General features: G+C 64.0%; 18 protein-coding genes. 7 read left to right on the forward strand and 11 right to left on the reverse strand.

What is annotated here, in order from left to right; all coding sequences use genetic code 11:
* Positions 1-118: 118 nt before the first annotated feature.
* The 3 genes from JG747_RS11510 to leuA all read right to left on the reverse strand — a co-directional run bounded on the left by JG747_RS11510 (position 119) and on the right by leuA (position 4,936).
* Complete coding sequence (locus JG747_RS11510) at positions 119-922, reverse strand: alpha/beta fold hydrolase (RefSeq protein ID WP_202361817.1); 804 nt, start codon at positions 920-922, stop codon at positions 119-121.
* 239 nt (positions 923-1,161) lie between these two features.
* Positions 1,162-2,937 carry a tetratricopeptide repeat protein gene (locus JG747_RS11515; RefSeq protein WP_019860741.1) on the reverse strand — a complete coding sequence of 592 codons (1,776 nt, stop codon included), beginning with the start codon at positions 2,935-2,937 and terminating at the stop codon, positions 1,162-1,164.
* A 253-nt stretch (positions 2,938-3,190) separates the two neighbouring features.
* Entirely contained in the window at positions 3,191-4,936 is a 1,746-nt protein-coding gene (leuA, locus tag JG747_RS11520; protein WP_081295866.1) for a 2-isopropylmalate synthase, read from the reverse strand.
* A 430-nt stretch (positions 4,937-5,366) separates the two neighbouring features.
* Between leuA and JG747_RS11525 the strand changes: the two genes are divergently transcribed.
* Genes JG747_RS11525 through JG747_RS36910 form a run of 4 tightly spaced genes read left to right on the forward strand, consistent with a single transcriptional unit; the run spans position 5,367 to position 7,627 of the window.
* Complete coding sequence (locus tag JG747_RS11525) at positions 5,367-6,533, forward strand: ATP-grasp domain-containing protein (RefSeq protein WP_027047314.1); 1,167 nt, start codon at positions 5,367-5,369, stop codon at positions 6,531-6,533.
* Between the two features lie 4 nt (positions 6,534-6,537).
* Positions 6,538-7,314: an esterase family protein gene (locus JG747_RS11530; protein WP_027047313.1), complete on the forward strand. Its 777-nt coding sequence runs from the start codon at positions 6,538-6,540 to the stop codon at positions 7,312-7,314.
* On the forward strand, positions 7,314-7,481 hold the full coding sequence (locus JG747_RS36905) for a nuclear transport factor 2 family protein (protein WP_223217863.1): 168 nt from the start codon (positions 7,314-7,316) through the stop codon (positions 7,479-7,481). Before JG747_RS11530 ends, JG747_RS36905 begins: the two co-directional genes overlap by 1 nt.
* Positions 7,478-7,627, forward strand: a complete 150-nt coding sequence (locus JG747_RS36910; RefSeq protein ID WP_223217864.1) for a hypothetical protein — start codon at positions 7,478-7,480, stop codon at positions 7,625-7,627. The genes JG747_RS36905 and JG747_RS36910 overlap by 4 nt, the downstream gene beginning before the upstream one ends.
* Positions 7,628-7,642: 15 nt before the next feature.
* On the opposite strand, the gene JG747_RS11540 is transcribed toward JG747_RS36910, so the two are convergent.
* Positions 7,643-9,175 carry an MFS transporter gene (locus tag JG747_RS11540; RefSeq protein ID WP_202361818.1) on the reverse strand — a complete coding sequence of 511 codons (1,533 nt, stop codon included), beginning with the start codon at positions 9,173-9,175 and terminating at the stop codon, positions 7,643-7,645.
* A gap of 146 nt (positions 9,176-9,321) precedes the next feature.
* Here JG747_RS11540 and JG747_RS11545 point away from each other — a divergent pair, with 146 nt between their 5' ends.
* Positions 9,322-10,221 (forward strand): LysR family transcriptional regulator, encoded by a 900-nt coding sequence (locus JG747_RS11545; RefSeq protein ID WP_202361819.1) that lies wholly within the window; start codon positions 9,322-9,324, stop codon positions 10,219-10,221.
* A gap of 29 nt (positions 10,222-10,250) precedes the next feature.
* Here the strand turns inward: JG747_RS11545 and JG747_RS11550 are convergent, their stop codons facing one another.
* The 4 genes from JG747_RS11550 to JG747_RS11565 form a co-directional block, all read right to left on the reverse strand.
* Positions 10,251-11,348 (reverse strand): AbrB family transcriptional regulator, encoded by a 1,098-nt coding sequence (locus tag JG747_RS11550; RefSeq protein WP_019860735.1) that lies wholly within the window; start codon positions 11,346-11,348, stop codon positions 10,251-10,253.
* A gap of 67 nt (positions 11,349-11,415) precedes the next feature.
* Positions 11,416-11,724 (reverse strand): putative quinol monooxygenase, encoded by a 309-nt coding sequence (locus JG747_RS11555; RefSeq protein WP_019860734.1) that lies wholly within the window; start codon positions 11,722-11,724, stop codon positions 11,416-11,418.
* A gap of 64 nt (positions 11,725-11,788) precedes the next feature.
* Positions 11,789-12,571, reverse strand: a complete 783-nt coding sequence (locus JG747_RS11560) for an SDR family NAD(P)-dependent oxidoreductase (protein ID WP_019860733.1) — start codon at positions 12,569-12,571, stop codon at positions 11,789-11,791.
* Positions 12,572-12,632: 61 nt separating this feature from the next.
* A complete protein-coding gene (locus tag JG747_RS11565) occupies positions 12,633-13,070 on the reverse strand; it encodes a DsrE family protein (RefSeq protein ID WP_019860732.1) in 438 nt (145 codons plus the stop codon).
* A 95-nt stretch (positions 13,071-13,165) separates the two neighbouring features.
* Here JG747_RS11565 and JG747_RS11570 point away from each other — a divergent pair, with 95 nt between their 5' ends.
* Complete coding sequence (locus tag JG747_RS11570) at positions 13,166-14,269, forward strand: hypothetical protein (protein ID WP_069093007.1); 1,104 nt, start codon at positions 13,166-13,168, stop codon at positions 14,267-14,269.
* Between the two features lie 244 nt (positions 14,270-14,513).
* Here JG747_RS11570 and JG747_RS11575 read toward each other — a convergent pair whose 3' ends face one another.
* Both JG747_RS11575 and JG747_RS11580 read right to left on the reverse strand, forming a co-directional pair.
* Complete coding sequence (locus JG747_RS11575; protein ID WP_019860730.1) at positions 14,514-15,461, reverse strand: cation diffusion facilitator family transporter; 948 nt, start codon at positions 15,459-15,461, stop codon at positions 14,514-14,516.
* Between the two features lie 5 nt (positions 15,462-15,466).
* Positions 15,467-17,656 (reverse strand): anthranilate synthase, encoded by a 2,190-nt coding sequence (locus JG747_RS11580; RefSeq protein WP_064981644.1) that lies wholly within the window; start codon positions 17,654-17,656, stop codon positions 15,467-15,469.
* A gap of 318 nt (positions 17,657-17,974) precedes the next feature.
* Here JG747_RS11580 and JG747_RS11585 point away from each other — a divergent pair, with 318 nt between their 5' ends.
* On the forward strand, positions 17,975-18,745 hold the full coding sequence (locus tag JG747_RS11585) for an isocitrate lyase/PEP mutase family protein (protein WP_064980633.1): 771 nt from the start codon (positions 17,975-17,977) through the stop codon (positions 18,743-18,745).
* 1 nt (position 18,746) lies between these two features.
* On the opposite strand, the gene JG747_RS11590 is transcribed toward JG747_RS11585, so the two are convergent.
* The gene (locus tag JG747_RS11590; protein ID WP_064980631.1) at positions 18,747-19,802 is read right to left on the reverse strand and encodes a succinylglutamate desuccinylase/aspartoacylase domain-containing protein; all 1,056 of its coding nucleotides are present in this window, start codon (positions 19,800-19,802) and stop codon (positions 18,747-18,749) included.
* Between the last annotated feature and the right edge of the window lie 105 nt (positions 19,803-19,907).

The raw sequence follows: 19,907 nt of genomic DNA on the forward strand, positions 1-19,907 counted from the left end.
GCGGTCTGGGATGTTGCGCTGAAGCGCGTCGCGTTGCGCGACGCGCTTCAGATCTTTGTTTCATGCACGTCGTTCTCCCAAAACCGAGGTCACTTTTGGGCGACATGCATTAAGCAACTCAACTGGCCGCCGCGGCGAGTTTGGGGCGAACGGGCCTGGCGCGACGGTTCATATTGCGCCGGATGATGCTGGCGATCAGATCGGGCGCTTCCTCGATCAGCATATGGCCGGCCTCCAGCACGTGATGCACATGAAAGCGCGCCGGCAGGTCGTCGGCCTGGGCGAAGGGCAGCACCGCGTCATCACTGCCCCATACCACCATCACCGGTATGGCCAGCCTGTCCAACAGTTCACGCGGGATGACGCCTTGGCGGTCGTCCCTGGTCATGGCGGCGGCGATCTCGACGAGTTTTTCCGATTGTCCGGGCCGCTTGCGCATCTCGCAGAGCATATCGGCGATGTGATCAAAAGGTCGCGCCAGTGGACCCGACATAGCGGCAAGACAGGCGAGGATCTCGGATGGGCTCCGTGCGGCGGCATAGCGGCGCAACAGCGGCCCGTTGATCTCCGGGCCGAAGCCGCCAGGCGCCAGAAGCGTCAGCGAGGCCACCTTCTCTGGCTCGGCCAGAGCCATCAAGGTCGCCACCGCTCCGCCCATCGAATGACCAACGAGATGGATGCGTTTGACCTTGCGTGCCGCAAGGTCGGCAAGAACCGCCCTTGCTGCCACCTTTGCGGGCCCGGCACCGGCAAAGTCGAACGACAGGCCATGTCCCGGCAGGTCATAGGCAAGCGTGCACGCGGAAGGGGCGAGCGAGGCGATCACGTCGCGCCAGACGTTGTGGCTACCGCCAAAACCGTGCAGCAGGACGATGGTCTTCGAACCAGATCCTTGTTCGGCGGCATAGAGCGATGAAATCATGAAGGTGGGAGCTTGTTGCAGATTGTGAAAAGCGCGGACCTGACACCAAATGCGGCTGGATTGCGCTTCACCCAGCGTCATAGCCAGTAAAATTTTCGCGATTGTTCGCGAAGGCGAGCCTGTAATTCAATGGGGTTTGTCCAGCGGAAGCCGGCAAATCAGCCCGATTGGGGGCCCTTGTTCTCCGTGCGCGACCGCCCGGCAATTCCATTGGTCCAACGGCCGGTGTTTGTTCAACTTCAGCTGGCGTCGCCGAGCCCGGCGGCGCGCAAGGCGCCGACCAGCCGCTCGGTCAGGTCGGCCGGATATTTTCGGTCGATGAAGGTCGCGCGCGGATTGGCGGCGAATTTGGGGAATTTGGCGGTGAGTTCATCGAGCAGCTTGCGTGCCAGGCTGTCCTGACCGGAGATCCTGGCGCCGATCAGCCGGGCGGCAAGATAGTGCGATTTCGTTGCCGTGGTTCTCAGTGCGGAGCTGGCGATCGCGGCCTTGCTCGTGTCGCCGAGCATCAACTCGCCGGCGAAAAGCCCGAAATCCCACCATGTCGGATGGCCGCTGGAGGCATCCACCGCATGAGCCAGAAGGGGTGTTCCCTCGGCGTAGCGGCCGGCGAAGACCAACCCATAACCATAGGCGGCCGCCATGGAGACGTCATAGGGGTTGAGATCATGGGCCTTGCGCATCCAACGCAGCGCCTCGTCGGCATTGCCAAGACGCGAATTGATGTAGCCGTAGGAACGATGCGCATAAGGACTGGTCGGGCCCATCTGCACGGCGCGATGGGCGAATGTCATCGCCTTCTCGATCGTCGCATCCGGCGGATAGGCGTAATGGTCGTTCACGGCCTCGAGGTGCAGCGAGGCGAGCTCGGAGTAAACAAGCGACGATTTTGCGCCGTTCTCGGCAAGGGTTTCGAGGCAGCGATAGGCGGCCTCGTGGGTTCTGGCGTTCTGATCGAGATAGTATTTGCCGTTGAGCAGCAGGCACTGCGTCAGGCCGTTCTGAATGCCGCTCTGCTCGATATAGTTGTAGATCGTGCCGGACGCGGGCAGTGCCGAACTCAGGATGCCGGCGATACGGTCCTCGACGGCCGATGGCGCGCTGTCGGCGGCTGTCAGGTTGCGCGACAAAAGCACACGTCCGGTCGCCACGCTCTGCAGCTCGATGGTGATCTCGCCCGCGCCCGGTCCAGGCAGGACATCGAACATGAAGCTCGTTGCACTGGCGACCGGGTCGGTCTTGTCGACCGTGTCGCGGCCGATAAAGTCGATGGTATCGAAGCCGCTCAGGCCGGCACGCAACGACGCGGCGACGCGGCTGGCGTCCGCGCCGCTGGCCTTGACGGCGATGTAGACGAGCGGCAGGGCCTCGCTGGCCGGGGACGGTGCGATGCTGCTGGTCAGGCCGGCGCTCTCGAACGTCGCCGGCAGATCGCCGCCGGCGAGCAGCGCGCCGCCGCCCTGGCGCAGGATCAGGACGCCGAGCATGGCGATGACCACAACGATCGCCATCCAGAAGAACGTGAGATGGCGCGCCACAGAGGGCGCGGGTGCCGCCGCCGGCGCCAGCAACGCGGCGGGCGCAACGGCCTCGTCGGCAGTATTGGGGTGCTCGGCTGGAGCTGCTGCCGCTGGCGCCTGCTCGGCGGGTTTGGCCACTTCCGGCAGACGGATCGCGTTGAGCTCATAGGCCGGAACGTAGCCGCCGCGTGGGATGGCGATGCGGACGGGCTCGGCGATGCCTTCATTGGCGAAATACTGCTGCAGCAATTCGCGCAGCCGGCCTGCCTGCACCCGCACCACGGCATCGGTCGACGGATCGAAATCGCCGTCCTTGCCGAAGACGTCCATGGCGATGGAAAAGCCCTTGAGCCTGTCGGCTTCGCCGGCCTGCTCGCGTTCGACGAGATAACGGATCAGCTTGCGCGCGCGCTCGGACCGTCCGAACGTTTCGCTGGCAAGCAGTCGCTCCAGTGTCTCGCGCACTGCGGGGGCGGCAGGCGTGGCATGCTGCAAGTGTCGATCCTCTCGAAGTCGGCACAGGTTGAGGCGCGATCATATAGGGCTCGCACCACCACACAAGTATACACCCGTTATGCGATCGCGTACCTCACCGGATAATTTTCCGGTGGTTAATGACGCTGCCGATGCCGGCTACAGGATTGGTGTGCCGCCGGTGTCAGCCGTTTGAGGCCAAGGCCTTGTTCGGCTTGAAAAAATGGCTGGCGCGAGAGTGGCTGTGATCTCTCGCGCCAATCGTCGGTAGATGCTACCGCGGCTTGCGGCCGACGATGCGGTTGGCTGCCGACGTCACCGCTTCCAGCGAGGCGGCGACGATGTTGGTGTTGATGCCGGCGCCGAACAGCTTGCCGCCGGGATATTCCATTTCGACATAGGAAATGGCGGATGCATTGGAGCCACGCTGCATCGAGTGTTCGGAATAATCGAGCACCGACATCTCGACGCCGACATGGCGTGACAGTGCATCGACGAAGCCGTCGATCGGGCCTGTGCCGGTGCCTGATATGGTCACTTCCTTGCCCTTGTCGAGGATCACTGCCTCGACCACGCGCCGGCCCTTGACCACTGTATCGGGATAGGTGTGGTGGTCGAGGAATTTCAGGCGCGCGCCCGGCTGGTCGACATAGGTTTCGAGAAAGCGCTCATAGATGCGCTTGGCCGGCACTTCCTTGCCCTCGGCATCGGTGATCGCCTGGATCGCCTGGCTGAATTCGATCTGCAGGTTGCGCGGCAGATTGAGGCCGTAATCGGCCTGCAGCACATAGGCGATGCCGCCCTTGCCGGACTGCGAGTTGATGCGGATGATCGCCTCGTAGCTGCGGCCGACATCGGCCGGGTCGATCGGCAGATACGGCACTTCCCAGAGGCTGGTGTTGGCCTTTTTCAGCGCCTTCATGCCCTTGTTGATGGCGTCCTGGTGCGAGCCGGAAAAGGCGGTGTAGACGAGTTCGCCGACATAGGGGTGACGCTCGGGGATCTTCAACTGGTTCGAATATTCATAGACGTCCTTCATCCGGTTGATGTCGGAGCAGTCGATGCCCGGATCGACGCCTTGTGTGTACATGTTGAGCGCCAGCGTGACGATGTCGACATTGCCGGTGCGCTCGCCATTGCCGAACAGCGTGCCTTCGACGCGGTCCGCGCCCGCCATCAAGCCGAGTTCGGTGGTGGCGATGCCGGTGCCGCGGTCATTGTGCGGATGCAGCGAGATGATCAGGTTCTCTCTGGCGTCCAGATTGCGGCACATCCATTCGATGCGGTCGGCATAGATGTTGGGCGTCGACATCTCGACCGTCGACGGCAGGTTGATGATCAGCTTGTTGTCCGGCGTCGGCCTGACGATCTCGGTGACGGCGTTGCAGATCTCCAGCGCCACTTCGAGCTCGGTGCCGGTAAAGCTTTCCGGCGAGTATTCGAAGCGATAGCCGCCGCCGGCCTTGGCCGCCATGTCGGTGATCATCTTGGCCGCGTCGGTGGCGATGCGCTTGATGCCGCCGACATCCTTTTCGAAGACGACGCGGCGCTGCAATTCGCTGGTCGAATTGTAGAAATGCACGATCGGGTTGGTGGCGCCCTTCAGCGCCTCGAAGGTGCGCGTGATCAGCTCGGGCCGGCACTGCACCAGCACCTGCAGCGACACATCGGCGGGCACGTTGCCTTCCTCGATGCACCAGCGGGCGAAGTCGAAATCGGTCTGCGAGGCCGAGGGGAAGCCGATCTCGATCTCCTTGAATCCCATGTCGAGCAGCAGGCCGAACATGCGCGCCTTGCGCTCATGGCCCATCGGGTCGATCAGTGCCTGGTTGCCGTCGCGCAGGTCGACCGAACACCAGATCGGCGCCTTGTCGATGACCTTCGAGGGCCAGGTCCGGTCGGTGAGGCCAACGGTCGGATAGGGTTGATATTTGCGGGCCGCGTCGGGCATGCCGCGGGCTGGTTCGACATGCTTGCCTGCTACAGCGGCATCAGGGCGGATCTGTTCTCGTGCGTTCATCGTCTTGTTCTCCCGGCGGCCCTCGGATCCGTCTCGGACGGATGGCTGGCGAGTGGCGCCTTTACCAGATTTTTTCGTTCGCTTGATGTGACTGCCAATTTTGAGACTGGCTAAGGAGCATGCGCTTGCGCGGCGGTTCGACCGCCGGGCGCTCCTTCAGCGAACCCGGCGATCGCCGATAAGGCCGAGAAGAAGCAGGGTCGAGGCAAGCGCGCGCACGGTCTCGCCGGCAAAGCCGGTCTGACGGGAAGCGATGGTGGCGCGCGTGTTCATGCCGGTTCTCATACAGGAGCGCCCCGGCAGAGGCAAGCGGGGGCTGAATCCGTTGAACATTATCCCAAATGCCGGTGCTCTTCCCCAGGCGCCGCAAATGCGCCAGACTTGGATGCCGACGGGGCTGCGGTGCCCTGTCACCGGGAGGTGGTTGTCGATGAATTTCGTGTTCTTCTCGCCGCATTTTCCGACCAACGGCGCCGATTTCTGCGACCGGCTGAAGAAGGCCGGAGCCACCGTGCTCGGCATTGGCGATGCGCCCTATGACGCGCTTGACGGGAGGCTGAAGGCAGCGCTTTCGGAATATTACCGCGTCGCCGACATGGAGGACTACGATCCGGTGTTCCGGGCGATGGGGCATTTCATCCACAAATGGGGCCGCGTCGACCGGTTCGAATCGCTCAACGAACACTGGCTGGAGCTGGAAGCCAACATCCGCACCGACTTCAACATCTACGGCACCAAGCTCGATTTCGTGAAGAACCTGAAGCGCAAGAGCCGCATGCGCGCCTTTTTCCGCAAGAGCGGCGTCGAGACCATCGCGCAGCGCAAATGCTCCGACCGCGCCGGCGCCATGACTTTCATCCGCCGCGTCGGCTATCCCGTGGTGGTGAAGCCCGACAGCGGCTCTGGCGCTTCCAACACTTTTAAGATCTCCAACACAGGGGAGCTCGACCAGTTCTTCCGGGACAAGCCCGAGGACGTGACCTTCGTCATGGAGCAATTCATCGAGGGGCTGGTGGTGACCTATGACGGGCTGGTCAACCGCGACGGCGAGGTGGTGCTGGCGGCCAGCCACCGCTACGACCAGAGCGTCATGGAGGTGGTCAACAAGGACCGCCATATGAGCTACACCTGCTTTCCCCATATCAGGCCAGCGGTCGAGGAGGCCGGCCGCAAGATCCTGAAGGCGTTCGACGTGCGCGAGCGCTTCTTCCACATCGAGCTGTTCGAGACCAGGGACGACCGGATCATCGCGCTGGAGGTCAACATGCGGCCGCCCGGCGCCTGGATGACCGACGCCATCAACTACACGTTCGACATCGACGTCTACGCGGCATGGGCCGACATGGTGGTCAAGGACGCCGCCGGCGGGCCATATGAGGGCAAGTATTTCACCGCCTATGCCAGTCGCAAGCGGCACCTCCACTATTTGCACAGCCATGAGGACGTGCTAGCGGCGCACCGCGACAAGATCGTCCACCATCAGGCCATCGAAGAGGTTTTCAGCCGCGCCATGGGAAATTACGCCTATCAGATGCGCTCGAAGGATCAGGCGGCGCTGCGCGAGGCGGTCGCCTATATCCATGCGGAAAAGGCCTGAGGCGATGGACATCTCCTATCACAAGCATTTCTCCGGCAAGCTCGGCCGCGACATGGAATACAAGCGCTACGGTCATGCCGGCCGGCCCGTGGTGGTGTTCCCGACCTCGCAGGGGCGGTTCTACCAGTTCGAGGATTCCGGCGGGGTGGGCGCTTTGGCCGAGTTCATCGATACCGGCCGCATCCAGCTGTTCACGGTCGACGGCATCGATTCGGAATCCTTCTTCGACAAGCATGCCGACGCCGCGCATCGCATCGGCCGCCACGAGGCCTATTTCCGCTATATGCGCGAGGAGGCGCTGCCGGAAATCCTGTCCGCCGCATCGGCTGCCAATGGCGGGCGCAGACTGAAGCCGTTGTTTTCAGGCTGTTCGATGGGCGGCTACCATTCGTCGAATTTCGTCTTCCGCTTTCCCGAACTCGCCAGTGGCGTCATCTCGCTGTCGGGGGTCTATTCGGCTCGCGACTTCTTCGGCAAGGCGCTGGAGGGCGACATCTTCTACAACTCGCCGCTCGATTACCTGCCCGGCATCGTCGATCCGAAGCTTTTGGCGCGGCTGAAGGCGCTGCGGCTGATCTTCTGCTGCGGGCAGGGCGCCTGGGAAGAGCGCATGCTGGTCGAGACGCGCCAGCTGGAACAGATCCTGCGCGACAAATCCATTCCCGCCTGGGTCGACTATTGGGGCGGCGACGTCAGCCATGACTGGCCATGGTGGCACAAGCAGCTGGTCTATTTCTTCGGCCGCTGGCTGGATGATGATCTGATGCACAGGCTCGATTGATGACGACCCCCGACCCCATCCGTCGCTTTGTCGAGGCCACCAATGAAGGTGATACCGAAGCCTTTCTCAACACCTTTGCCGACGACGCATTCTTGAGCGACTGGGGACGATCGTTCCAGGGGCGCGAGCAGATCGCCCGCGGAACCAGTCCGACAATATCGGCGTGAAGTCGAACCTGAGCGTCGTCGGCATCACGCCGACGGAAGGCGTCTATCGCGTTCGCATCGCCGTCGAGGGCAAGGGCTTCAACGGCGAGGGCGACATGACCTTCACGCTGGATGGCGACCGTATAGCGAGCCTTGTCATCACCTGACAAAGGCTGAGCCAGCTATCCTTCCTGGCAAACCGGCACAGAAACAGGCTCGTGCTGCGCCGCCGATCCGCGACGCAGGCCGAGGAAGACGACGAGGGCGGTGACGATGGTGATTGCCGCCAGCACGATCAGCAGCCTGTCGAAAGCCGTCTCATAGGCCTGGACCAGGGTTGCGGCGTTGGCCGTTGGCAGATGCTGCGCCGTTTCACCGACATTGCCGGTCACCAGCAGCTGCGCCGCGGCGGCCGCATCCCTGGAAGATGCTCCTTGAGTAGCGAGTTGCGCCGCGGTGAAGCCTGACAGGGTCGCCATGACAATGGCCACCGCCACGCCCTCGCAAGCGACACGCGTGGTGTTGAAGATGCCGACCGCCATGCCGGCGCGCTCGCGCGGCACGACGCTGACGGCGAGCCCGTCCATCAGTCCCCAGGGCAAAGCGATGCCGATACCGATCAGCACAAGCGGCGCCACAAGCGCGACGGCGACCGGCGGCGTCAGGCTCAGCCAGAGGAGGCCGGCGGCGGCGATGAGCAGGCCAGCGCCGCAGATCGTGGCCGGAGCGATCCAGCGCGCCAGCTGGCCGGCAAGCAAGGGCAGGATCAGCAACGGCCCCGAAAGGCAGATCATCAATTGCCCGGCCTCGATCTCGCTCATCCCTTCAATGCCGATGAAGCGGATCGGCAGAAGCACCAGCAGGACGACGAAGCCATAGGCGGGCGCCGCCGCCAGGAACTGGACGCCGACGAAGCGGGGGAAGCGAAACAGCGTGAGGTCGAGCATTGGCCGGCGCACGCGTCGCTCGACGATAATGAAAGCGGCGAAGAAGAGGGCTGCCGCGGCGAGCAGCGTGACGACCAGGGGATCGGTCCAGCCGCTCTGCGGCGCCTGCAGTACACCATAGGTCAGCAAGGCCAGTGCTGTCGTGAAAGTGCCGGCTCCCGCCCAGTCGAGGCCGGTCGCATCCGGGTCGCGCGATTCCCGGATAGTGCGCATGCCAAGCACCGCCGAGGCAATCGCCAGCACTGCCACCAGAACAAAGATCGACCGCCAGCCGAATGCGGATATGAGCAAGCCCGAGGCGATCGGACCGAAGGCGAGGCCGATGCCGAAACTTGTGCCGAGGAAGGAGAAGGCGCGCAGCCGCAGCGGCCCTTCGAATTCCTGGGCAAGTGCGGAGGCGCCGCCGGCGAAGGCCAAGGCACCGCCGATGCCTTGCGCGGCCCTGAACATGTCGAACCAGACGATGCCGGGCGCCAGCATCGCGCCGAGCGACGCCAGGACATAGAGGCAGAGGCCGGCGAGGAAGATGCGCTTGCGGCCGTGGTTGTCGGCCAGCGCTCCAGCCGCCATCAGGCTGGCGCCGAAGGTCAGCATGAAGGCGTTCGTCACCCAGTTGAGCGCGATCGGGCTGCCGCCGAGATCGGCCGCGATGCGTGAGAGTGCGACGGCCGGGCCGGTGAAGGTCAAGGGCATGGTCATCGCGGCAAGGCATACCGACAAGAGCACGAGCCATCGCTCGGCTGGGCCGGTTGTGGTCTTCGAGGTCATGAATTTTCCTATCTGAAGCAGCATCCGTCGGCATGCGCGTGGGTCGCGGCGCCGTCGCAACGACAAGATAGGTCAGCAGCCTTTCCGGAAAAATGGTATTATATCTCCTGATATACCGGACTGAAACGCTCGAATGGAAGATTACGATGGATCGTCTCAGTGGCCTGTTGGCCTTCGCCCGCACCGCCGAGTTTGGCAGTTTCATCGCTGCTGGCCGGGCGCTCGGCATTTCGGCCTCCGCCGTCGGCAAGAGCGTCGCAAGGCTCGAACAGGAGCTCGGCGTGCGGCTCCTGCAGCGCAGCACGCGGCGCGTCGGCCTGACGGAAGAGGGCAGGCTGTTCAATGAGCGGGTGCGCCGCATCCTCGACGACATCGACGATGCCGAGGCGATGCTGTCGCGGACGCGGGAAACGCCGCACGGACGGCTGCGCGTCTCGACCCCGATTGTCACCTATCATCTGCTTTTGCCGGTGCTGTCGGAGTTCATGTCCCGCTATCCCGAGATCGAACTCGACATCGATTTCAACGACCGCGTGGTCGACGTCATCGAGGAAGGTATCGACGTCGCGATCCGCAGCGGCGAGCTGCCCGATTCACGACTGGTGTCGAGACCCGTTGGACCCTTTCGTATGCTTTTGTGCGCGGCGCCTTCCTATCTCGAGCGCCATGGCACGCCCGACAAACCGGCGGATCTCACCAGGCATTTCGGCATAAACTTTCGCTTTCTCAACAGCGGCAGGCTGCTGGAGTGGCCATTCACGACCGGAAGCGCCGAACCGCAGACCCGCTCGAAGCTGACCTGCAACAATATGGAGGCCTTGAAGGGTGCCACGGTCGCCGGGCTCGGCATCGCCTGCATGCCCGATTTCCTGGTCCGCGAGGCGTTGCTGGACGGAAGGCTGCGCACCGTGCTGGACGATCATATCGACGGCCGTGGCCAGTTCCGGATGCTGTGGCCCTCCAATCGCCATCTGTCGCCAAAGGTGCGGGTCTTTGTCGATTTCCTTCCCGAGCGGCTTGCGGCGGCTGCCGGCCGGTGGGGGTGAAGAGTGGGCACCGAAAGCGCTGCAGCCTGTCAGTCCCGGATGCTTCTGGCAACCAGCCGGGCGACGCTCGGGCCGACGAGCAGCACGACCAGGAACCGGGCCGATTGCAGCGCCATGACGAAGGAGATGTCGACGTTCTGCGCCGCGGCGGCGATGATGGCGACGCTGTCCATGCCGCCGGGGCTGGTCGCCAGATAGGCAGTCAGCGGATCGATGCCCAGGAGATGGCTGATCAGGAAGGCGAGCCCGCCGCAAAAGGCGATCAGCGCCACGATCGAGGCGATGATCTGCGGCAGAGCACGCGTCGCATGGCGCAGGATCGGCCTGGTGAAGTTCAGCCCGATCGACCAGCCGACCATGGCGTAGCTGATTGCCAGCAGCCAGGGCGGCAGCTGCATCTCGACGCCAAGGCCGAGATGGACGACGGTGCCGAAGATGAAGGTGCCGAGGAAGAAGGGCGAGGGCAGCCGGCACAGCTTCCCCGCAAGGCCGCCGACCAGCGCGATACCTGACGTGGCGGCGAAGGCTTGGGCATCGATCGGCGGAAACCAGATGATGGGCGGGACTTCGATGCCCGATGTGTCGACCCACATCTTGGCGACGATCGCCGCCGTCATCGAAACGAAGATGACCCGCAGATACTGCATGAAGGCGACGAGGCGCTGGTCGGCGCCAAAAGCGCCGGCCATCAGCACCATGGCGGTGGCGGCGCCAGGCGAGGAGCCCCAGACGGCGGTGGTGCCGGGCAGGATGCGCCAGCGGCTGATCAGCCAGCCAAGCAGGCTGGAGGCCGCGACTGTCGCAATCACCACGCCCAGGAACAGCGGCCACTCGGCATAGAAGACGGGAAAGATGTCGGCCGAGATCGACGCGGCGACGAGACAGCCGACAATGGCCTGGGCGGAGCCGAACAGCAGGCGCGGCACCCGCACCGTGGCGCCATTGGTGCCGGCGATGATCGCCGCCAGCATCGGTCCGATCAGCAGCGCCGCCGGCAGAGCGGCCAGTTCGAGCGCGCTGGCGAACAGGGCCGAGATGGTGAGCAGGACCAGCCATTGCCAGGGCTTGCCCATACGCGCCATGCGCTCGGTGGCAAGCTGGTCGGGAGGCTGCGCCGAGGAATCCATGTTTCGGTCTTAGACGCCAAGCACGGCGATGCGAACCCCGCCGTGCTGAAAAAGCTGCCCGAAGGCCTCAGCCCGTCTTGCCGTCAGGCAATCCGAAGCCGCCGACCGGATGGGTCTCCACCTGGAACTCGAAGCCGGCGATGAAGGGGCGCGCCTTGGCGATTGCCGCCTGAACTTCCGGAAGCTGCAGCGAGGCCTTGTGGCTTGCCTGGTCAGTCCACACTTCGGTCACCCAGATCGCATCGGCGTCGGCCGGGTCGGTGGCGACGATATAGCTCAGGCAGCCCGGCAGGGCGCCGGTGCTGGCGCGCAGCACGTCCATGACCGAGTCGCGCTGGCCGCGCGCCGCCCGCATCTTGCCGATCAGTCCGTACATTCAGCTGTCTCCCCTTCAAAGTCTTCGACAAGAGTATGCGGACCGTCAGTATGCAGATAGCCGGTCACGGCATCAACTGGCCGCCATTCACCTCGATCACCTGGCCGGTGATGTAGCCGCTCAGCAGGTCCGACGAGAGGAACAGGTAAGCGCCGACGCAGTCTTCCGCCGTGCCGGCGCGGCCCTGCGGAATGGTGGCGACCATGCCCTTGATCTGCTCCTCGGTCGAATAGCGCTCATGGAAAGGGGTGAGAATCGTGCCGGGCGCCACGGCGTTGACGCGGATGCCGAAGCCGATCAGTTCCTTGGCCATGCCGCGTGTGACATTGGAGACGAAGGCCTTGGCCGAGCCGTAGAGGCCGGCGCCGCCGCCGGCACCATTGCGCGCGGCAATTGACGAGGTGTTGACGATGAAGCCGCCCTGCTTCTTCAGCCATGGCATCGCCTTGCGCGAGGCTGTCAGCACCGAACGCGCATTGAGGTCCATAACCGCGTCGTAATGCGCTTCGGTCTGGTCGGCATAGGGTATGCGGCCGAGCATGCCGCCGGCATTGTTCACCAGCCCGTCGAGGCGTCCGAAATGCTGCGCGCTGTCCTCGACGACGCGCTCGACGTCGGCGGGAACGGAAAAGTCGCCCTGGACGAGGAACACCTCGCCGCCGCTGTCACGAATGGTCTTGGCGAGTTTCTCGGCGGCCTCCTGGCTCGAATTGTAATGCAGCGCCACCCTGGATTTCTGCGCGGCATAGGCCAGCGCGAGGGCCGCGCCGATACCGGTCGAGGCACCGGTGACCAGCACCGCCTTGCCGGCGAGATCGGGAATGCTGAGTGTATTGGTGGCTGGCACTGTTGTTCCTCCGGGATGTCTGCCGCCCTTCGTAGGCCTTTGCCACCCCGGTGTTCAAGCCTCAGGGGCGCAGATAGGCATAGCCCTGGCTTTGCAGTTCCGCGAGCTTCACGACGCCACCCTTGTCGGCGGCATGGAAGCCGTCGAGCAGGTCGGCAAGCGAAATATCCATGCCCCGCATGGTGTTGCCGCAGGCTTGCGGCTCGAGCCCTTGCTGCACCAGGCCGGCGAAGCGGCCGGAGATAGCGGCCGATATGCCCTTCGACTTGAAGCTCGCCAGGGCCGGGCCATGCACGACCAGCACGATGTCGGCATTGCCGCCGGTGCCCTCATAGTGGTTCTTGATGTTGCCGAGCACGAAGTTGACCTTGTCCACATCGCTCAGATGATAGGCAACCTTCAGCCGTGGGGTTTCCGTCGCCGCGGCCTGCGCGGCCCGCAGGCCAAGAAACGTCCCGGTTCCGGCAAGAACCGCGCGGAACATGTCGCGTCGGCGCATGGCATCCTCCTCAGATTTCACCGCTATTTGCGTGGCTGCGGCCGCAATACTAGCATAAGTTGACGCTACGTCCTGTCGATGCGAGGAGAGGTCACATGACGTTCAGGGCAAGGGAATGGAAGATAATCGCGGGCGCCGGATTTGGTGCCGCGCTGCTTGGTTTGCTGACAGGCACAGCCGTCGCTGACGACGCGCTCAAGCTCAGGGAACTCAGCCCGAGCGGGGCGGACGTCTGTTTCGGCCGGGTCTATGACGCGGCCCATCTCAAGGCGCATCCGAAGCAGAAGGTGGCACGGATCTTCTTCTACTATGGTCATGACCCGGTCAGCCGGCCGAACGAAGAGCCCACGGCAAACGCCGACACATCCTATAATGGCTTTCTCACCACGACGTTGCGTGGCGCCAAGGCGCCGCAATGGGCCGGCGGCTGGTGCAACCATGAATCCGAGGATGGCACATCAGGGCCGATCCGTTGCGGCATGGACTGCGACCGCACCATGGCCTCGCTGAAGGTCGATGACAAAGGCCGTCTGGTTGTCACCGATGTCTCGGCCGACCTTTATCTCGATGCCGGATCGGAAGAGGAACTCGGCAAGGCCGAATATGACAGGCAGGCGCTGGGCACAGAGGACGACAATTTCCGCCTCGACCCGATGCCGGCCGCGACCTGCAAGGCCGAGTTCGCGCGCATCGACCCGATCGATCCGGCGCTCGGCCTCCCGCTGCGCGAGCGGCTGAAGCCCGACCAGGCCTTCTGCTACGGCCGCGACTATGACGCGGCGCATCTGGCCTCGCATCCCGACCAGCGGACGCAGTCGATCCGAGTTTTCCGCGGGCCGGTGGAACTGGCGTCCTTCGCGTCGGGCGGTGACGTCGCCAACTGGCCTGACGGCGCCGACATCGCCGTTTCGGTGACCACCAGGCTGAAGTCGGGAAAGGTCACGCAGACCTATTCCTGCCAGGGCGAAGCCGACCAGTGGCGCTGCGCGGCAAGCTCGAAGATGAGCGATTTCTCCTGCGACATCGCGCAGAAGGAAATCTTCCTCAAGCGCGGCGCTAACGGCACGATGATGCTGGCCAATCCCAACAGCAGCCTGGCGATCGTCGATCTCTGCTCGAAGGCAGCGGACGGCAAGACGAAGTCGGACGACAAGGTCTATCGGCTGGTGCCAATGCCGCAATCGGCCTGTGCGCCTTGAATACCAGCGCGTGGTCATCCTATGGCGTAGCAAGGAGCGAAGCGACGCGGCTTAGACCATAGGATCCATGCCGGGACTCCTGAGCGCTGCTGCGGTGCAGAATTGTCTTCCGCCGTGTGCTTCATCCTAGGTCGCGGCATGGATCCTCGGGTCTCCGCGACGGAGCTTCGCTCCTGCTCCGCCCGTGGATGACGAAGTCGAGAGGCTTCGACTAATTTTTCCAAGGTCGCGCCGGCGAACCGCCTCACGCAAACGGTACGGCCGTCGTGCCTTTCGGCAGCTTGGCCTCGTCGTCGGGCTCGACATGGATGGTGACGCGCACCGAGGGGATTTCGGCTTTCAGCGCGTCTTCGATGCGGTCGCAGATGACGTGGCTGGCGCCGACCGACATGTCGGCGTCGACGACCAGATGGAACTCGATGAAGGTGGCGCGGCCGGCGATGCGGGTTTTCAGGTCGTGCACCTCCAGCGCGCCCTTGCAATTGGCCGAGATGACGTCGCGGATGCGCATGTGTTCCTGCGTGTCGACGGCACGGTCCATCAGGCCGTTCATCGACGAGCCGATGACGTGCCAGCCCTGCCACAGGATGTTGAGCGCGACGATGACGGCAAGCGCCGGATCGAGGATATGCCAGCCGGTCAGGATTGCCCCGACCAGACCGCCGAAGACGCCCACCGAGGTGACGACGTCGGTCATGATGTGGTTGCCGTCGGCGACGAGCGCCGGCGATTTCTCCGCCCGGCCGACGCGGATCAGCATCCAGGCCCAGAAGGCATTGATCACCGTGGCGACGCCGTTGACGGCAAGACCTTTCCAGGGCTGTTCGAGTGGTGCTGGCGTCTGCCAACTCCGCCAGACCTCGTTGAGGATCAACAGCGCGGCAACGACGATCAGCACGCCTTCGAGCACCGCGGAGAAATATTCCGCCTTGTGATGGCCGAATGGATGATCCTGGTCGGCCGGCTTGTAACTGACCTGGATCGCCCACAAGGCGGCGACCGAGGCAATGACGTTGACGATCGATTCCAGAGCGTCCGAATAAAGTGCGACGGAGCCGGTAATGTACCAGGCGGCCAACTTCAACGCGAGCACGACAAAGGCGACCACGATCGACCAGAAGGCAAGGTTGGCGACCCTGCGCTTCGCGGCCGCCTTGGCTGCGATCGCCATCGTGTTCTCGGCTTCGGCCATCTAGGTCAGGCTGCCTTTTCCTTCGCCTTGCGCGGCAAATGGGCGACGATGTTCTCGATGATGCGCATGCCGGCATTGTGGCCGAGCGTCATGATCGATTCCGGATGGAACTGCACCGCCGCGATCGGCTCCTTGCGGTGCTCGAAAGCCATGATAATGCCGTCCTCCGTCTCTGCCGTGACGATGAAATCATCGGGCAAGCGCACCGGATCGGCGAAGATCGAGTGATAGCGGCCGACAGTGACTTCCTTGGGCAGGCCGGAGAAGATGATGCCCGGCTTGGAGACGCGGATGCGCGAGGGCTTGCCGTGCATGGGAATATGCAGTTGCCTGAGTTCGCCGCCATAGGCCTCGGCCAGCGCCTGCAGGCCCAGGCAGACGCCGAAGATCGGCAGGTCGCGGGCGCGCGCTCGCCTGATGGTCGCGGCGCAATCGAAATCCTTCGGCGTGCCCGGTCCGGGCGAGAGCACGACCAGGTCCGGCTTCAGCCGCTCGAACACTTCCTCCGGCACCGGCGTGCGCACGGTCGAGACATTGGCACCGGTCTGGCGGAAGTAGTTGGCCAGCGTGTGGACGAAAGAGTCCTCGTGGTCAACGAGCAGGATGTTGACACCGTCGCCGACCCGCGCGGTGGTGCGCTCGGTGCTGGCGGAGTTGCCGGTCTTGGCGTCGCGGATGGCGGAGAGCATGGCGGATGCCTTCAGTTCGGTTTCGGCTTCTTCTTCCTCGGGGATGCTGTCGAACAGCAATGTGGCGCCGGCGCGCACCTCGGCGATGCCGTCCTTGATGCGGATGGTGCGCAGCGTCAGGCCGGTGTTCATGTCGCCGTTGAAATTGACCATGCCGATCGCCCCGCCATACCAGGCGCGCGGGCTCTTTTCGTTCTGCTCGATGAAGCGCATGGCCCACAGTTTCGGCGCGCCGGTGACGGTGACCGCCCAGGCATGGGACAGGAAGGCGTCGAAGGCGTCCATGCCTTCGCGCAGCCGGCCTTCGATGTGGTCGACGGTGTGGATCAGGCGCGAATACATCTCGATCTGGCGGCGACCGATGACGCGCACCGAACCGGGCTCGCAGACCCGCGACTTGTCGTTGCGGTCGACATCCGAGCACATAGTGAGCTCGGACTCGTCCTTCTTCGAATTGAGCAGTTTCAGGATCTGCTCGCTATCCGAGATCGCGTCGTCGCCGCGCTTGATGGTGCCCGAAATCGGGCAGGTTTCGACGCGGCGGCCGTTGACGCGCACGAACATTTCGGGCGAAGCGCCGATCAGATATTCGTTTTCGCCGAGATTGATGAAGAAGGAATAGGGCGAGGGGTTGATCGATTTCAGCTTGCGCGAAATGTCGGAGGGCTGCGTCTCGCAGCGCTCGTAGAACATCTGGCCGGGCACGACCTCGAACAGGTCGCCGCGCTTGAACGAGTCCATGGCGCGCCGCACCAGATTGGCATATTCGCCCGGCTCATGGTCGCCGCGCGGCGGGATGCGGTCTGCGGTCTTGAACGGCTCGGCGATTGCGTCGCGGGCTAAGCCTTCCGTCGAAAATCCTTCGCCCGAATAGTCGTAGCGGTCGGTCCAGGCCTTGGCGGAATAATGGTCGACGACCAGGATCTCGTCGGGCAGGAACAGCACGAGGTCGCGCTGGCTGGGCTTGCGCTCGAGCTTGTAGTCGACCGGGTCGAACTGGAAGGAGAGGTCGTAGCCGAAGGCGCCATAGAGGCCGAGATTGGCGTCTTCGTCGGTTTTGAACAAAGCGGTGATGGCGCGCAGCACGGTGAAGACCGAGGGCACGCGGCTGCGCTCTTCCTCGGTGAAGACGCGGCCGGGTTTGGCGACGTCGAGGCGGATCAGCGTCTTCGTCGTCTCGGCGATGGTGATGTCGGCAAGGCCGCCCAGCGTCTTGCCGATGACCGGCAACAGAGCCTCGCCGCGGCGGTTCAGCGCCTCGATGCGCATGGCGCGGCCCCGGGCGGAAATGACCAGCGGCGGATCGATGATGGCGGTGTCCCAGCGCGTGTAACGGCCGGGATATTCGTAATTCGAGGAAAACACCGCGCCCCGGCGCGAGTTCAGGCCATCGACATAGGCGTCGATCGCTCCCGCATACGGCCGGTCGTGGCGCTCACGCGTGATGGTGATGCCACCCGCGGTCACGAAGCTTTCAGCGCCGTTTTCCAGAACCTTCATCGTCATTGCCGTCTCCATCAGCTTGTTGGGGCAACGGACCCGGGACTGGCTTGGAAAAACAAATGGCCGCCCGGACTTTCCGTTGCGGCCACCCTCTCTTTTCACGCACGCGCGTTCGAACAGGCCGCTGTCAGCAGGCCCACCACCAAATGGTCTTGGTCGAACGCATGTTCATGGCGAAATCCATAGCGGCGAAAAACCGGATGCGCAACAGGTTTGAAACGTCTGTCCGGTGGCCGCCGCTTCAGGGGCTCATGGCACATCGCCAGGGCCGGCGGTCCCGGCTAGGCTGGACTTCCGACAATACCAAGACGGGAAACACCCATGACCGACCAGGCCGAGCGCGCGCGGACGTTCCATTCCCTTCACATCAAGGGCAACCCGATCGTTCTTTACAATGCCTGGGATCCGGGCTCGGCCAAGATCGTCGAGAAGGCCGGCGCCAAGGCCATCGCCACCGGAAGCTGGCCGGTCGCGGCCGCCTTCGGCTATGCCGATGGCGAGAAAATCCCGCTGGAACTGGCGCTCGACAACATCAGGCGCATCGTGCAGGCGGTCGACCTGCCGGTGACCATGGACCTCGAGGGCGGCTACGGCGTCGAGCCGGAAGTCGTCGCCCAGACGGTGACGCGCGCCTTGCAGGCCGGCGCTATCGGCTTCAATTTCGAGGACCAGATCGTCGGCGGCACCGGCCTGCACGACATCACCGTCCAGGTGAAGCGGGTCGAAGCGGCCGCGGCCGCCGTCAAGGCCTCGGGTATACCGGCCTTCCTCAACGCCCGCACCGACATCTTCCTCAAGGCGAAGCCCGATGCGCATGACAAGACGCTGCTCGAGCAGGCGATCGAGCGGGCGCATGCCTATGAAAAGGCCGGAGCGAGTGGTTTCTTTGCGCCGGGCCTTGGCGACGAGGGTCTCATCGAGGCGCTGTGCAGGGCAACAGGACTGCCGGTCAACATCATCGCATTGGCGCATGTGCCGCCGCGCCAGCGGCTGGCCGAACTCGGCGTTGCCCGCATCAGCCACGGTCCGGTGCCGTATCGGCAAATGGCGGAATGGCTGGAGGCCAAGGCGCGGTTGGCGATTTCGGGCTAGGTCAGTCCTCGAGCGTACCCGACCTGGCATCGGCGCTTTTCCTGTCGCCGACCAGCTTCAGCAGATCCTCGCCGGCGCGGATGATGCGACGCGAGCGGCGGGTCAGGATGATGCCGTCCTGCGGCGCGAACACTTCCGCGCGGCCATCGGTTTCGCCCGGCGCGTGGACGATGGTGGCGAGCCGATCGCCCCTGACGACACGGTCGCCGGGCTTCACGTCATAGAGCACAGCGCCAGCTCGGGGGGCGGGCATCATGTCGATGTTTTCCAACGGCGCGACGACGCCCTTGAATGGGCCGGGCGCAGGCAGCGCGCCGTCGACGACCACGCCGCGTGCCACCAGCAGCCGGTAGAGCCCTTCGGCGTCGGCTTTGGCCAGGGCGCCATCGACATCGAGGATGCCGCGATATTCGACCGTGGTGGCGACACGGCGGTCGAACTTCGCCACGTCGGCAGGAACGTTCTGGTAGGGCATGATCGAGGCGCCCTCGAAGGTGCCGTCGGTGTCCTCGCTCCACAGCACCACCGCATCGACGCCCATGGCGGCGGCGCAATCGGCCATGGCCGGCCACAGGCTGGTGTGGATGTAGAGATAGGCAAGGCCCTCATCGTCGCAATGCAGGTCGAGCACGATGTCGTGGCCGAGCGACAGCTGCACCAGGCGGGACTTCAGCCGCTGGTCGGCGCCGCCAAAGCTGGTGTCGGGCAAGAGCTTGGCGTCGGGCGCGGCGAGCAGCGGAAAAGCACGGTTGAAATTGGTGCGGGTGCCCAAATGAAAGCGGCCCTGATGCTCGCCGAAATGATATTGCGCGCGGCCGATCGGGTTGGCCCAGGGCACGATGGTGATGTCGCCCTTGATGCGGCCTTCGGCAGCGGCCTTGTTCAGCGCCGGCATCAGCGCGTCGATGGCGACGACCCCCGGCAACTCGCCGGCATGGAGGGCGGCCTGCAGATAGGCCGATAGCGCCGCCTTGTCGGCGCCGGCGAAGCGAAACACCGGGAATTCGTAGGAAACGCCCTCGCTGTCGCCGGCGATGCGTTCGATCGATTTCTGCATGACTTTCTCCAGTTAGAGCGAGAAGACATGCCTATTTGAGGGATCGCTGTCGATTGGTCCAGTCGGCCGCGCTATGGGCGCAAGATTTCCGTCGCTTTGGCGAAT

It is taken from the genome of Mesorhizobium sp. 131-3-5 (assembly GCF_016756575.1).
GTDB classification, from domain to species: domain Bacteria; phylum Pseudomonadota; class Alphaproteobacteria; order Rhizobiales; family Rhizobiaceae; genus Mesorhizobium; species Mesorhizobium jarvisii.

Bases quoted from the DNA above. Each gene is read 5' to 3' on its own strand.
- JG747_RS11585 (WP_064980633.1), top strand. From the start codon at position 17,975: ATGACCGACCAGGCCGAGCGCGCGCGGACGTTCCATTCCCTTCACATC.
- JG747_RS11540 (WP_202361818.1), bottom strand. From the start codon at position 9,175: ATGACCTCGAAGACCACAACCGGCCCAGCCGAGCGATGGCTCGTGCTC.
- JG747_RS11570 (WP_069093007.1), top strand. From the start codon at position 13,166: ATGACGTTCAGGGCAAGGGAATGGAAGATAATCGCGGGCGCCGGATTT.
- JG747_RS11530 (WP_027047313.1), top strand. From the start codon at position 6,538: ATGGACATCTCCTATCACAAGCATTTCTCCGGCAAGCTCGGCCGCGAC.
- JG747_RS11580 (WP_064981644.1), bottom strand. From the start codon at position 17,656: ATGACGATGAAGGTTCTGGAAAACGGCGCTGAAAGCTTCGTGACCGCG.
- leuA (WP_081295866.1), bottom strand. From the start codon at position 4,936: ATGAACGCACGAGAACAGATCCGCCCTGATGCCGCTGTAGCAGGCAAG.
- JG747_RS11565 (WP_019860732.1), bottom strand. From the start codon at position 13,070: ATGCGCCGACGCGACATGTTCCGCGCGGTTCTTGCCGGAACCGGGACG.
- JG747_RS11525 (WP_027047314.1), top strand. From the start codon at position 5,367: ATGAATTTCGTGTTCTTCTCGCCGCATTTTCCGACCAACGGCGCCGAT.
- JG747_RS11555 (WP_019860734.1), bottom strand. From the start codon at position 11,724: ATGTACGGACTGATCGGCAAGATGCGGGCGGCGCGCGGCCAGCGCGAC.
- JG747_RS11510 (WP_202361817.1), bottom strand. From the start codon at position 922: ATGATTTCATCGCTCTATGCCGCCGAACAAGGATCTGGTTCGAAGACC.
- JG747_RS11550 (WP_019860735.1), bottom strand. From the start codon at position 11,348: ATGGATTCCTCGGCGCAGCCTCCCGACCAGCTTGCCACCGAGCGCATG.
- JG747_RS11575 (WP_019860730.1), bottom strand. From the start codon at position 15,461: ATGGCCGAAGCCGAGAACACGATGGCGATCGCAGCCAAGGCGGCCGCG.
- JG747_RS11590 (WP_064980631.1), bottom strand. From the start codon at position 19,802: ATGCAGAAATCGATCGAACGCATCGCCGGCGACAGCGAGGGCGTTTCC.
- JG747_RS36905 (WP_223217863.1), top strand. From the start codon at position 7,314: ATGACGACCCCCGACCCCATCCGTCGCTTTGTCGAGGCCACCAATGAA.
- JG747_RS11545 (WP_202361819.1), top strand. From the start codon at position 9,322: ATGGATCGTCTCAGTGGCCTGTTGGCCTTCGCCCGCACCGCCGAGTTT.